The following is a 13,650-nucleotide window of genomic DNA, read 5'->3' on the forward strand; positions in this document are numbered from 1 at the left end:
GGCTCGGACATGAACGTCGATTCCGTAGAGGTGCTCGATGGCGAACTCAAGCTCACCATCACCGGCACCGATGTTCCGATGAACGACATGGATAAGCTGGCCGGCGGCGAGGGCGCCACCGGCAACAGCGGGTCTAATAATGGCGCGCCGCAGCAGGACGCGCAGAAGCAAGCCGCCTAAACCACAGCGGCGGGAAATTCGAGGACCGGAAGCTTGGCAGCCGCCAACTCCGGTCCTTTTTTCATGCCTTCTTCACCGGCGCCGGATTCTGCGCGGTCCGCGGCCGCAGCCTCGCTGCTGCGCACAATGAGGCGCTGGTAGCCGGCCTGTTGTGCAGCCGTAACCGCGGCATCCGCGGCTTCGGCCGCATCTGCGCCCACAGCCTCCGGCACGATGAGGCCCAAGCGGGCCGGATCCGGGCAGGCCTCGCGGATGGCGATGAGCTCGGAGAGCACGGCATTGGCATCCGTCACGATCTCATCGAGGCTGACCCACACCTCGCTGGCGCCCGATTGGATGGCCAAGCGCGCCTCAGAGGCCTTAATGAGCGTGTGGTGGCGGCCGGTGGGATAGCCAGCGACGGAGATGATATCGGCCGCGCCGGCCCCCGCGGCAATAGAAACGTGGTGTGGGGAGACCACGACGGTGTTATCGGCGGCGCGGTCCTTGACCATCGCGGCCGGGGCAGCAAGCAGGTTAAGCATTAGTAGCTGTAATCGCCGTTGATGATGGCCTTGAGCTGCGGGCGCACATCAAACCAGTACACGCCGGTAATGACCGCGCCGATCCAGGACAGGAATGGCATGCCGGTGGCCATCGCTACCGCCGAGCCCGCCAGGAGGCCAACCCACACCCACTTGCCCTGACGGTCGCCGGCGCGGAAGGCATCCTCGCGCGTGGCGGCGGCAAGCACCGCACCGACGATGGCGGTCAGGGTGAGGATTTGGAAAATGATGGCATCAAAGCGGAATGCGAGATATAGAAGGATATCCATGCAGATTAATTCTTCGGGTCGTCGGTATCGATTACTTCGCCATCGATAATATTATCGCCCTGCGAAGGAGCCGAATTCTGGCCGGGGCGCGCGCCGTTCTTCTTTTCCGCGCGACGGGCCTGGGCGGAATTATAGGCATCCATAACGCCCCCACGGGTCTCCTGATAGGCGGTGGAGAACTTGCCCTTGGCGTCAGCGAAAGACGCGGACTCGCGGGTGCCGTCCGCGGCCTTCTTCAAGGAAGCACCAAATTCCTTCGCGGTGGCGGTGGCCTTGTCCACTAGGCCATCCTTGCCGGTGGCGCCGTAGGGGCTTTGTGCCTGCGCGCCATGAGCGTGCTGGGTGCGCTCTTCTTGCAGGCGGCCGCCGAAGTCCTTGGCTACCTCAAAAGCAGCGCTGCCGGCATCCTTCAGGGAATCGAAAATCTTCTTATTATCACTCATTGCTCATTACTCCTTGTGTCTAAGCACCAAAGATAAGGTGGTTGATCGCGAATATCACCAATCCTGCCAGGGAACCGACGATAGTGCCGTTCAAACGAATAAATTGCAGGTCCTTGCCCACCATGAGCTCGATATTTTGGGAGGCTTCCTCCGCATCCCAGCGCTTGATGGTCTCTGGGATAATAGCGATAATTTCCGGCGCGAATTTCTCCACCGCGTAGCGCGCGGCTTTATCCACGAGCGCATTGGCCTGGGCCAGGAATTCGGAGTCCTCGAGCAGGCGGTGCGCCAACTCCTTTACCTTCGCCGTAATCTTCTGGCGCAGGAAAGACTCCGGATCATTGAGCTGATCAATGAGCGTGGTGGATACCGTACGCCACATGGCAGCCGGTGCCTGCTGGGCTTGGTCGGAGGCGAGCATCTCTTGCTTGATTCCCTCGATGCGCCCTCGCATGTCCGCATCCCACTGCAGATCCGAGGCCAGCTTGGACAGGTTGCGGCGAATGGCCAGGCGGGCCTCGTGGTTGCCATTGCGGCGCACCTCATCGGCGAATTCCACGAGCTCGGTATAGACCTTCTCCCCCACCATCTCGCGGGCAAAGCGCGGCGCCCATCCCGGCATGCGCTCGTCGATGGCGGTGACCACGGTGGGCTCCATGCTCAGAATCTTGCCGTGTGCCCACTCAATGAGGTCGTCTTCCAGCGGTCGAGCCTTGCCGTCAGCAATATAGCCCTCCAGCAACCTACCCAGCGGCGGGCCCCACTCGGGCTCGGCCAGACGGTCCATGACTTGGGTGCGGATGAATTGCTCTGCTTCTTCGGGGTCGAGATCCTCCACCACGCTGGCGGCACGCTCACCAATCCACGCGGAGGCCTCCTCCGCCTTGCCGGGTTCCACCCCCTGGCGCGCCAGCCATAGCGGCAGCTCCGCCTCCCGCACCTTGGCGCTAAGCGCATCTGCGGTAAGGAAGTTCTCCTCCACAAAGTCACTTAAGGCATCGCCCACGCGGTCCTTATTATTCGGAATCAGCGCCGTGTGCGGGATGGGCAGCCCCATCGGCCGGCGGAAGAGCGCGGTCACTGCAAACCAGTCCGCCAGGCCACCCACCATTCCGGCCTCCGCCGCTGCACGCACGTAGCCCACCCAGACGGGAGCCCCGCTTTCCGACGCCTGCCACCACGAACACGCCAAAAAGATCACCGCCGCACCAATCAGGAACGACAGCGCAATCGCCTTCCACCGGCGCAGGTCCGCACGCCGAGCCTCCTGATTGCCAGCCTGCGGCACGGGAGCAGCACCCGACGAGGCCGTTGCCGTAGCCGTTTCGAGGCTGTCGTCCGCGCGGTGCGTCATGAGTTCTCCTTGAGGTTGTGAAGGTGTAGTTCAGCTTCGTTCTATAACACTAGTGCCCGCCTCGGACATGCCCGGTGGTTGCCGTCATTCCAGCGACTTGTTGAATCGCTACCACGTGCTAGCGGCAGCGTCGTTTAGATGGTGAGAGATCACGCAACCCCCGCCTCCTGCACGGTGAACATGCTAATGGAGGCGGGGGTGACGTCGAGTCAGTACAGAAACTTAGGCAATGCCTGGATTAGGCAAGCACCTTAGTTAACTCGGCCGGTTTCCTTGCGGTACTTGCGGTAGTAGCGGCGGCCGTAGTGGACGGAGCCTACCGCAGCGATGGCCACAATGACTAGGGCGATGATGCCGATGATCATGGTCAGGGTGTAGTCACTCTCGCCTGCGGTGCCCAGCGGGGTATCCCACACGCCAAGACCCCAAATGAAGATGCCGGCAGCCGGGAGGCAAGACATGATCAGACCCATGCCCACCCAGGTGGAGGTGCGCAGGAGGGAAGAGTGAGGAGCACCGAAGGATACTGGATCGTAGCCTTCAATGTAGGTGTCCTGAATCTTGCCGGAGAACTCCGGGTAGGTCTCGCTGGTGTAGTCAGCGACTGCGTGGGTGTTATCGCTCATGGCGGAGTCTTTCTGTCTTTCTCTCGTTCCTAGTATTCCTACGGAATAACCTTAGCTTAGTCGTCCTTGCCGCGGAAAGCAGCACGTGCACGTTCGCGGGTAACTGCGGAAACTGCGGTCAGCGGAACGCCGGCCGGGCAGACATCGGCGCACTCACCGTAGAGGGAGCAGTGGCCGAAGTTGGCTTCCAGGTCGTCGACCATGTTGCGGGCACGGCGGCCACGCTCTTCCTTGCCCAGCGGCATGAGGGAGAGGTGTACCAGCTTCGCGCCGGTAAACAGGTGAGCCGCACCGTTCGGGCAGGCAGCAACGCAGGCACCGCAGCCAATGCAGGCAGCGTGGTCCAGCGAGTACTCGGAGGTCTCATGGTTGATGTGCATGGTATCTGCATCCGGAGCGGTACCAGCGTCCATGGAGACGTAACCGCCCTGCTCCATCACGTGATCCAGTGCCGCGCGGTCCACGATCATGTCCTTAATGACCGGGTAGGCAGCGGAACGGAATGGCTCCAGCTTGATGGTCTGGCCATCGGTGAAGTTGAACAGGCGCTGCTGGCAGGCCGGGGTGTTCTGCCCAGGGCCGTGTGGACGGCCGTTGACGGTCAGACCACAGGTACCACAGATGCCCTCACGGCAGTCGGAAGCGAAGGCGAAGGGCTCTTCGCCGCGCTCAATGTAGCCCTCGTTGACGTGGTCCAACAGCTCCAGGATGGACATCTGCTCAGAAGCGTCATCCACCTGGACGGTCTCGAAGTGGCCTTCTTGGGTCGGTCCGGCTTGACGCCAGATCTCAAGTGTCAGTTTCATTACTTGTAGTTCCTTGTCATCAGCGGGATCGAATCAAAGTACAGCGGCTCGGCGTGGCGGATGAACTCGTTCTTATTAGCGCCCGGCTCCCAGGCGGAAACAAAGCACCAGTTCTCGTCGTCGCGTTCTGCCTCGCCGTCCTCGGTGAGGTGGTCCTCGCGGAAGTGAGCGCCACAGGACTCATCGCGGTCCAGAGCGTCAACACACATGAGCTCACCCAAGTCCAGGTAGTCGGCAACGCGCAGGCCGTACTCCAGCACCTGGTTCATGTCATTGGCCTCACCCGGAATGCGGACATTAGCCCAGAAGTCCTCGCGCAGCTCGCGGATCTTGGTGATCGCGGCCTTGAGGTCCTCGACGTTACGGGACACGCCGCAGCCATGGTAGAGGATATCGCCCAGCTGGCGGTGGTAGTAGGACGGACCGTGCGGGTTCTCACCGCGCACACCCATGAGGCGGTCGATGCGCTCCTGGGACTGTGCCAGGGTTGCCTGTGCCTCTGGGGAATCCTCGGCCAGCTTCTCCTCGTTGAGGTGGTCAGCCAAGTAGTTCGGGATGGTGAACGGCAGGGTGAACCAGCCATCGACGGAAGCCGAAAGCAGGGAGTTTGCACCCAGGCGGTTAGCACCGTGGTAGGTCCAGGAGCACTCACCGGCGGCAAAGAGGCCGTCGATGGAGGTCATCTCGTTGAAGTCCGTCCACAGGCCGCCCATGGTGAAGTGGCAGGTCGGGGCGATGCGCATCGGGGTCTCATAGGCGGACTCGCCGATAGCCTCTTCGTACATCTCGATCAGGTTGGAGTAGCGCTCGCGGATCTTGTCCTTGCCTAGGCGCTCGATGGCGTCGCGGAAGTCCAGGTACACCGAGTTGTGCAGCGGGCCAACGCCCAGGCCGGCATTGATCTGCTGGGAGATGGCACGGGAAGCAACGTCGCGCGGAACCAGGTTGCCGAATGCCGGGTAGCGGCGCTCCAAGAAGTAGTCGCGCTCTTCTTCCGGAATGGTATTCGGGTCGCGGTCGTCGCCCTCCTTCTTCGGGGACCAAATGCGGCCGTCGTTACGCAGGGACTCCGACATCAGGATGGTCTTGGACTGCCAATCGGAGTTGACCGGCAGGCCCGTCGGGTGGAACTGCACGAAGGCGGGGGAAGCCAGGTAAGCACCGCTGTCGTACGCACGCATCATGGCGCTGGCATTGGAGTTCTTTGCCAGGGTGGACATGTGGTAGACGTTGCCGTAGCCGCCGGTACCCAGCACAACTGCGTGGCCGGTGAAGGCCTTGAGCTCACCGGTAATCAGGTTGCGGGTAACGATGCCGCCGGCACGCTTCTTACCGTTGTCGTTGTAGACGATGATGTCCTGCAGGTCGTTGTGAGCGAAGAGCTCCACGTTGCCCAAGCCAATCTGGCGGTAGAGCGCCGAAGTGGTGGACAGCTGCAGCTGCTGACCTGTTTGGCCACGGGTGTAGTAGGTACGGGAGACCTGCACACCACCGAAGGAACGGGTAGCCAGGGTGCCGCCGTACTCGCGAGCGAATGGGGCGCCGATGGCGTTCATGTGGTCAATAACGCGGACGGACTCGTTTGCCAGGCGCCAGCAGTCGGACTCGCGGCAGCGGTAGTCGCCGCCCTTCACGGTGTCCTTGGTGTGGCGGTAGGCGGAGTCATTGTCCACCTTCTTGGCACGGGAGGCGTTGACGCCACCCTGCGCGGCAATGGAGTGCGCGCGGCGCGGGGAATCGTGGTAGGTGAATACCTTTACCTTGTAGCCCAGCTCGCCCAGTGCGGCCGCAGCGGAACCAGCGGACAGGCCGGTACCAACCACGAGAACCTCAAACTTGCGGCGGTTCAGTGGGGAGACGAGCTGCATGTGGTCCTTCTGGTGGGACCACATATCCTTCATCGGCACGCCGTGCGGCTCGTGGGATTCCAGGATGTTGCCGGCGGATACGCCCGGAACGATGGACTGTGGGTGCGAGAACTTAGGGTGCTCGCGCTTGAGTTCAGTATTAGTCATGGGTTTCTAACTCCTTTAGCTGACCAAGCCCAGGGCAACGGACAAAGGCATAACGATGTTGCCGATGCAGACAACGGCCGGGATGACGTACGCCAAGATCAGGAAGGTCTGACGCCACTTCGCACCGGTGATACCCAGGTCAGAGGCGGCAAGGCGAATGCCGTGGGTGAGGTGCAGGAACAGGAAGCACATGGCAATCACGTACACGATGGTGACCGGCCAGCGGCTGAAGGTAGCAATCATGTTGGCCTTCACTGCACCCTCTGCAAAGTCACCTGGGGCGATGGGCTGTACGCCCATGGTCAGGTCCAGCAAGTGGAAGATGATGAACAGCAGCAAAACCAGGCCGGAGACCAGCATGGTCTTGGTGGCGAAGGAATCTAGGCCACCCATGAGGTTGCTGCGGCGGAACTTGCCGCGGGATGCCTTAGAGCGGGCAGTCAAGGCGATCGCGCCGTAGATGTGGGCGATGATGGCGACCAGCAGGACGGCGCGAATGATCCACAATGCGCCCTCATGCGGGAACAACGGCTCGCCCATGGAGCGCAGGAATGCACCGTATTCATCTAGTGCTTCTTCGCCGCCGTTCGCCGGCAAGTACAACTTCAGGTTGCCGGCCATGTGGCCGACGACGAAAAGTGCAAACAGCAGGCCGGTGACGGCCATGATGAGCTTCAGAACCCAGGAGGGCACTCCCGGCTTCTGACGGATTGGTTCGTTAGTAATGTGGCCGTGAGCTACTGCCTCACGGTCGGGATTTCTTAAAGTCATGACACCTCCATTGTCGCCCTCACTTTAACTGGGCTTAACCGCTGGTTACTAGTCAATTCCTGCGGTGTTTCACCTAACGGTACGGTGGTACGGTTAAAGCCAGAATTCTTTTAGGCAAGGGTTACCTTAGAAGGTTTGAGGCAAAACGTCGCTACCTTGGCCGCTCGCAATTCCGCAATATTTACGTTGCGTAATTCGCGTTCTGAATGTGAACTTGCTCACCCGGTGTTACTAGAGTGACCGCCTTACCCCTTTATGTGTCAAACTTTCGCATGAAACCCACATGAGCCCCACAGGCGTGGTGAATATTCTTCGCAAGATCTTTGTAATTAGGGTGCACACCCGCTGGCCGCCCAGTAACCTTGCCGGCATGAGTAAGACGTATGTGGGTTCCCGCCTTCGCCAGCTTCGCCGCGAGCGCGATCTCAGTCAGGCTTCCCTTGCCGCAACGCTTGGGCTCTCCGCCAGCTACGTCAATCAGATCGAACATGACGTTCGGCCTCTGACCGTTCCGGTGCTCCTCCGCATCACCGAGGTCTTCGGCGTCGATGCCACCTTTTTCTCCCGCGACGATGACTCCCGCCTCCTCGCCGAGATTCAGGACGTCATCCAAGACAAGGAGCTCTGCCCCTCCCCCGTCGAGCTGCAGGAGCTCTCCGAGCTGGTCTATAACCACCCCACCGTGGCTCGCACGCTGGTGGATGTCCACCGCCGCTACCGCAACGTGCGCGATAAGCTCTCGCTCGCCACGGATACCCGCCGCACCACCGAGGCCACCCAGGCCCTGTCCATGCCGCACGATGAGGTGCGCGATTTCTTCTACGCCCGCCAGAACTACCTGGACGGCTTGGACCACCATGCAGAACAGCTTGCCGACGCCCTCTCGGTCACCCACTTCGGCATTCGCGACACCGAACATGCCCTGGCCCAGCGCCTGCGCGATCGCCACAACGTAGATATCCGCATCACTTCTCAGATGGATGGCACGCTACACAGCTTTAACCGCGAGACCGGCGAGTTCCGGCTCGCGTCGCGCCTGAGCGAAGGCCAGCGCGCCTTCCGCATGGCCGCGGAGCTGAGCTTCCTCGAGGCCGGGGAGGACATCGCCGCCTTAGTGGAGGAGGAGCCGTTTACCTCGGATGCTTCGCGCAACCTCGCACAGCGCGGCTTGGCCAGCTACTTCGCCGCCGCCACCGTGATGCCCTATGCACTGATGCATTCCGAAGCCGAGCGCTCCGGCTACGACGTGGAATACCTCTGCCAGGTCTTCGGCGTGGGCTATGAATCCGTGGCCTCCCGCCTGTCCACCCTGCAGCGCGATAACCTCCGCGGCATTCCTTTTACTTTTGTCCGCGTCGACCGCGCAGGCAATATGTCCAAGCGCCAATCCGCCACCGGCGTGCACTTTTCCAATAACGGCGGCACCTGCCCGCTGTGGAATGTCTACGAGACCTTCACCCAGCCCGGCATTATCTCCCGCCAGCTGGCGCAGATGCCCGACGGCCGCAAGTATCTGTGGATTTCGCGCGCCGTCCAGCACCACCAAGGGCGCTTTGGCGATACCGATAAGCTTTTCGCCATCGGGCTAGGCTGCGAAGCCCGCCACGCCGACCGCACCGTCTACGCCGAGGGGCTCGATCTCACCGATCTCTCCTCGGCCACCCCCATCGGTTCCGGCTGCCGCACGTGCCCGCGCGAGAACTGCGCGCAACGCGCCTTCCCACCGATCAACGAGGTCATCAACGTCGATGCCCACCGCTCCGCCGTTGCGCCCTACTAGCGCCTTAGGCACCAATCGACCTACTCGAAAGCTACTCGAAAACTACTCGAAAGCTACTCGAAAGAGCTCGTTTCGAGTAAATAACGTTACGACCTGCCGGTTTGGCAGCACTCGAAGCCTACTCGAAGCCTACTCGAAGCCTACTCGAAATCTACTCGAAAAATTTTCGAGTAGCAGTGAGGGTTGCGCGCGTTATGCACACAAAGAGCATCGGCACCGCTGATCCTCCTGCTCCGTGTGGGCGGAGGAGGATCAGCGGTGCCGATGCTGTTGCCGTTGTGGTGTGCCGAGGTCCTATCCTCCCGCCGCTGCTGGGGCGGTGGTGGGAGAAAAGGTGGACGTCGGCAAGCAGCCCTGCTTAGAGGTTAATCATGTGGCCGCCAATACCCTCGGCAGCTTCCTTCATGGCCTCAGAGAGGGTCGGGTGGGTGTGAACGTTGCGGCCGATTTCCTCAGCGGTGAGGTCGAAGCGCTGCGCCAGGGTCAGCTCTGGCAGCAGCTCGGAAACGTTGGAGCCCACCATGTGGCCGCCGATGAGCTCGCCGTACTCGCCGTCCGCGATGAGCTTGACAAAGCCCGCGGTCTCATTGAGGCCAGCGGCCTTGCCGTTAGCGGAGAACGGGAAGGTAGCGACCTTGATATCGCGGTCCGCGAACTTCTCCTTGGCAGCCTCTTCGGTGTAGCCGAAGGAAGCGACCTGCGGGTTGCAGAAGGTAGCGCGCGGCATATTCATGTAATCGCCCAACAGCTGGGTCTCCACGCCGGCGATGGTCTCTGCGGCCACAACGCCCTGTGCCTCAGCAACGTGGGCGAGCTGCAGCTTCGCGGTGACGTCACCAATGGCGTAGATGTGGTCAACGTTGGTGCGCATGGTGTCATCGATGGCAATCGCGCCGCGCTCGGTGAGCTCAACGCCGGTGTTCTCCAGGCCGAAGCCCTCGGTGCGCGGGGCGAAGCCGATGGAGATCATGGCGCGGTCCACGGTCAGGGTGTCCTGCTTGGAGCCGTCCTTGGACTCGACCTCAACGGTGACATTATCGCCGTTGTCCTTCACGGAGGTGGTCTTATAGCCGGTCAGCAGCTTGACGCCGAGCTTCTTGTACTCCTTGGCAATAGCCTTGGAGACGTCCTTGTCCTCGTTCGGCAGGACGCGGTCCATGAACTCCACGATGGTGACGTCTACGCCATAGTTGGACAGAACATAAGCAAATTCCATGCCGATGGCGCCGGCGCCGACGATGACCATGGACTTCGGGGCCTCATCGTTGAGGATCTGCTCCTCGTAGGACACGATGTTGCCGCCGAGCTCTACGCCCGGCAGGGACTTGACCACGGAGCCGGTAGCGATGATGCAGTCATCGAAGGTGACGGTCTTACCCTTGTCATCACCATCGGTGATTTCGATGGTCTTATCGTCCTTGAAGGAGCCAAGGCCGTTGATCTCGGTGATCTTGTTCTTCTTCATCAGGTAATGGACACCCTTGACGATTCCCGCGGAAACCTTGCGGGAACGCTTGTGGGCAACACTGAAGTCGAAGGAGACATCGCCGGAAATGCCGAAGTCCTTGGCCTCGTGGTTGAAGGTGTGGGCAACCTCAGCGTTCTTCAGCAGTGCCTTGGAAGGGATGCAGCCTACGTTGAGGCAGACACCGCCCCAGTACTGCTTCTCGATTACGGCAACTTTCTTACCAAGCTGAGCTGCACGGATGGCGGCCACGTAGCCGCCAGGGCCCGCGCCGAGTACTACTACGTCATAATGTTCATTAGTCACGCCCTTTAGGATACGTAACTTTCCCCTCCATGTCGCGCATTGGGTCACACGCTTGTGCCCGAGTACCCCACGCTTCGGGGGTAAAACGCACAAAGGCCCTGCACGGTGGCGTCGGCAAGCGCGCGACGCCCCCACGCAGGGCTCTATGGGTTCGGTGTTTTAGAACAGGCCGAGAGCCAATGCGGCGGCGGAGGACATGGAGGAACCCATGTGCAGGAACTGACCCAGAACTTCATTGATGGATACGAGGATGGAATCGAAAACGTTCATTATGCTTCTTTCTGTGTTTTTACTTGCCTAGAGCGAGGGATGGGCCCGCGGTTGGGGACCGCATTATTCACACGTTTAGTACTAGCGGAGATTGTAGCGACACCGTTACATACATACGCGCTGCGTTCAGAATTATGACACACAAACCACATACGTCACAGGTTTTGCTACATTAAAAGGGCTATTAAGGCATAGAGTCTTGCTAACACTCCCGCTATGCGGAACGATACCTACTGAGAAGATTCTCTTAACTCGAGGAAGCTAAAAATATGCATACTTTGCGCTCTATCGGCTCCAGCGTCGCAGGCATCGCCATCGCGGCAGGAGTCCTCTCCGCCCCTCTCGCCTCCGCCGTCGAGCCGGCCGAGATCCAGGGTGACGCCACCCCGTCCACCATCCGCGAGGTAAACCTCACCGACTCGGCGGATGCGGAAAACATCAACTACGCCATCACCACCGAAGGCGAAAACCGCGTGGTAGATATTGCCAAGCTGAAAGATAAGGACAAGTGGAAAGGCTATGCCTTCGGCCACAAGAGTGGCCAGGACAAGCACTACGGCAACCACGTTAAGGCCCTGACCGCCACCTCCGCCGCGATGGGCGGCCGCGAGGTTCCGCTGGCGGTCATCACCCCGGACGGCAACTTTGATAAGCAGCGCCCCACCCTGTACCTGCTCAACGGCGCCGGCGGCGCCGAGCAGGGCATGGACTGGCTGACCGCCACTGCTAACCACGACATCGACCCTGAGGCCGAGGGCGTACAGGACATGGTGGACTTCTACACGTCCAAGGACGTCAACGTGGTCATCCCGCAGGCCGGCGCCTTCTCCTACTACACCGACTGGGTATCTTCCCCGAATAGCGGCTACCTCAAGGGCCCGCAGAAGTGGGAAACCTTCCTCGCCAAGGAGCTACCGGGCGCACTGGAAGAGCACATCGGCGGCAATGGCAAGCGCGCGATTGCCGGCATGTCCATGTCCGCGACCTCCTCCCTGCTGCTGGCGGAGCACAACCCGGGCTTCTACAACGCCGTGGGCTCCTTCTCTGGCTGCGCTTCCACCTCTCGCCCGCTGCCACGCCTGTACACCCAGCTGACCGTCAACCGCGGCGGTGGCTCGGCCGATCAGATGTGGGGCGCTATGGGCAGCGAGTACAACGTGTACAACGATGCCTTGGTGAACGCTAACCCGAATAACCTGGGCAAGTCCGAGACTTATGTTTCGGTCAACTCCGGCCTGGGCGGCGCCAACGACTGGGGTGTTCCGGGGTCTTCCACCCTCATCGTTGAGGGCGGCGTCATCGAGGCTGCCATGAACTCCTGCACCCATGACCTCAAGGCCAAGATGGACTCCCAGGGCATGAAGGCGGACTGGAACTTCCGCAATACCGGCACCCACTCCTGGCCGGGCTGGCGCAATGACCTCTTCACCTCCTGGGCAACCTTCGAGCGCGGCTTTGCCAAGGATGCCGCAGAGGCACCGGCCGAGCCGGAGGTAAAGCCCAACGAGCTTTCCATCGAGGCACCGCAGGCCGAGGAAGATGCGCAGGTTAAGGACGCCCCGAGCGCCGCTGACCAGTCCCCGGATAAGGACTTTGTCGCAGGCAAGGACGCAGAGGGCGCAGAGGTTCCGGACGCTGCGGAGGCTGCAGCGTCCGCCGAGGCTGCTGTCGCTGCCGAATAATCAGGAATTCAATAACTACAGGAAAGAAGCACTATGAAGCGCCTAAGCTCCATCCTTGCCGGCACCGCAGTGTGCGCAGGCTTGGCTTGCGCCCCAATGGCGGGGGCCGCACAGCTCACCCCGCAACAGGTAGCGGGCAACGCCGCCCAGTCCACCCTGGCCCCACTGGAGGTCACCCCAGAGCTGGAGCAGCAGACCTGGTACCAGAAGTACAAGGACGATCCGCGCGTCGAAAAGCTGCAGGCCACCTCCCCTGCCATGAACGGCCGTAAGATTCCGCTGGCCGTCATTCGCGCAACGGATGAGAACCGCCCGACCATCTACCTGCTCAACGGTGCAGGCGGCGCGGAGCAGGACATGGACTGGCTGAAGCTTTCTGACGCCGTCGATTTCTACCACTCCAAGAACGTCAACGTGGTCATCCCGCAGGCCGGTGCTTTCTCCTACTACACCGACTGGGTATCCGAGCCGAACTCCAAGTACCTCAAGGGCCCACAGAAGTGGGAAACCTTCCTCACCAAGGAACTGCCGGGCGCCATCGAGGGCCACATCAAGGCCGATAATCACCGCGCTGTCGCGGGCATGTCCATGTCCGCCACTTCCTCCCTGCTGCTGGCGGAGCACAACCAGGGCTTCTACGACGCCGTCGGTTCCTACGCCGGCTGCGCAGCCACCGCTTACCCGGTAGAGCACAAGGCCGTTGAGCTTACCGTCAACCGCGGTGGTGCGACCGCGGAGCAGATGTGGGGCCCGTTCGGCTCCCCCACCAACCGCTATAACGACGCGATGATGAACCACGAGAAGCTGCGCGGCACGGATCTGTACATCTCTTCCGGTTCTGGGTTGGCCGGAGAAACCGATACGTATTCTTACTATACGAATCAGGGAGCTAACCCTGCTATCGCTGCTGTGGGCTCCGCTCGGCTGCAGGTCGAAGGTGGCGCCATCGAGGCTGGCGTGAACTACTGCACCCACAACTTCAAGGCCAAGCTGGACCAGGCTGGCATCCCGGCGACCTACAACTTCCGCAATACCGGCACCCACTCCTGGCCGCACTGGATTGCGGACCTCAAGGATTCTTGGCCGGTCTTCGAGCGCGCTTTCAATAAATAAGCTCGTTTCTTTCCGCGGCTAAAAG

General features: G+C 61.0%; 12 protein-coding genes and 1 pseudogene. 4 read left to right on the forward strand and 9 right to left on the reverse strand.

Going from position 1 to position 13,650, the window contains the following annotated elements:
* Nucleotides 1-180: pseudogene (locus tag MHY13_RS08650) on the forward strand (DUF2993 domain-containing protein); the annotation flags it as partial.
* Here the strand turns inward: MHY13_RS08650 and MHY13_RS08655 are convergent.
* The 8 genes from MHY13_RS08655 to MHY13_RS08690 form a co-directional block, all read right to left on the reverse strand.
* Nucleotides 177-704 (reverse strand): deoxyribose-phosphate aldolase, encoded by a 528-nt coding sequence (locus MHY13_RS08655; RefSeq protein WP_239282874.1) that lies wholly within the window; start codon nucleotides 702-704, stop codon nucleotides 177-179. The pseudogene MHY13_RS08650 and the gene MHY13_RS08655 sit on opposite strands and share 4 nt — an antisense overlap.
* Nucleotides 704-994 (reverse strand): DUF2516 family protein, encoded by a 291-nt coding sequence (locus tag MHY13_RS08660; protein WP_239236274.1) that lies wholly within the window; start codon nucleotides 992-994, stop codon nucleotides 704-706. Before MHY13_RS08660 ends, MHY13_RS08655 begins: the two co-directional genes overlap by 1 nt.
* Before the next feature lie 5 nt (nucleotides 995-999).
* Entirely contained in the window at nucleotides 1,000-1,437 is a 438-nt protein-coding gene (locus MHY13_RS08665; protein WP_204610385.1) for a CGLAU_01105 family protein, read from the reverse strand.
* 19 nt (nucleotides 1,438-1,456) lie between these two features.
* Nucleotides 1,457-2,791, reverse strand: coding sequence for a DUF445 domain-containing protein (locus MHY13_RS08670; protein ID WP_239282875.1), 1,335 nt, complete (start codon nucleotides 2,789-2,791; stop codon nucleotides 1,457-1,459).
* A 251-nt stretch (nucleotides 2,792-3,042) separates the two neighbouring features.
* The gene (locus MHY13_RS08675) at nucleotides 3,043-3,417 is read right to left on the reverse strand and encodes a hypothetical protein (protein WP_239282876.1); all 375 of its coding nucleotides are present in this window, start codon (nucleotides 3,415-3,417) and stop codon (nucleotides 3,043-3,045) included.
* A gap of 56 nt (nucleotides 3,418-3,473) precedes the next feature.
* The gene (locus MHY13_RS08680; protein ID WP_005327185.1) at nucleotides 3,474-4,223 is read right to left on the reverse strand and encodes a succinate dehydrogenase/fumarate reductase iron-sulfur subunit; all 750 of its coding nucleotides are present in this window, start codon (nucleotides 4,221-4,223) and stop codon (nucleotides 3,474-3,476) included.
* Entirely contained in the window at nucleotides 4,223-6,238 is a 2,016-nt protein-coding gene (locus tag MHY13_RS08685; RefSeq protein ID WP_201802305.1) for a fumarate reductase/succinate dehydrogenase flavoprotein subunit, read from the reverse strand. The genes MHY13_RS08680 and MHY13_RS08685 overlap by 1 nt, the downstream gene beginning before the upstream one ends.
* Before the next feature lie 15 nt (nucleotides 6,239-6,253).
* Nucleotides 6,254-7,009 (reverse strand): succinate dehydrogenase cytochrome b subunit, encoded by a 756-nt coding sequence (locus MHY13_RS08690; protein WP_239282877.1) that lies wholly within the window; start codon nucleotides 7,007-7,009, stop codon nucleotides 6,254-6,256.
* 370 nt (nucleotides 7,010-7,379) lie between these two features.
* Between MHY13_RS08690 and ramB the strand changes: the two genes are divergently transcribed.
* Complete coding sequence (gene ramB, locus MHY13_RS08695) at nucleotides 7,380-8,789, forward strand: acetate metabolism transcriptional regulator RamB (RefSeq protein WP_239282878.1); 1,410 nt, start codon at nucleotides 7,380-7,382, stop codon at nucleotides 8,787-8,789.
* A 358-nt stretch (nucleotides 8,790-9,147) separates the two neighbouring features.
* Here ramB and lpdA read toward each other — a convergent pair whose 3' ends face one another.
* Entirely contained in the window at nucleotides 9,148-10,560 is a 1,413-nt protein-coding gene (lpdA, locus tag MHY13_RS08700) for a dihydrolipoyl dehydrogenase (RefSeq protein ID WP_239282879.1), read from the reverse strand.
* Nucleotides 10,561-11,099: 539 nt separating this feature from the next.
* On the opposite strand from lpdA, the gene MHY13_RS08705 reads away from it, so the two are divergent.
* Both MHY13_RS08705 and MHY13_RS08710 read left to right on the forward strand, forming a co-directional pair.
* Nucleotides 11,100-12,512, forward strand: a complete 1,413-nt coding sequence (locus MHY13_RS08705) for an alpha/beta hydrolase family protein (protein WP_239193783.1) — start codon at nucleotides 11,100-11,102, stop codon at nucleotides 12,510-12,512.
* A 33-nt stretch (nucleotides 12,513-12,545) separates the two neighbouring features.
* Nucleotides 12,546-13,625, forward strand: a complete 1,080-nt coding sequence (locus MHY13_RS08710; protein ID WP_239282880.1) for an alpha/beta hydrolase family protein — start codon at nucleotides 12,546-12,548, stop codon at nucleotides 13,623-13,625.
* The last annotated feature ends 25 nt before the right edge of the window (nucleotides 13,626-13,650 follow it).

Origin of the sequence: Corynebacterium sp. ACRPE (assembly GCF_022347435.1) — a bacterium.
GTDB classification, from domain to species: domain Bacteria; phylum Actinomycetota; class Actinomycetes; order Mycobacteriales; family Mycobacteriaceae; genus Corynebacterium; species Corynebacterium tuberculostearicum_D.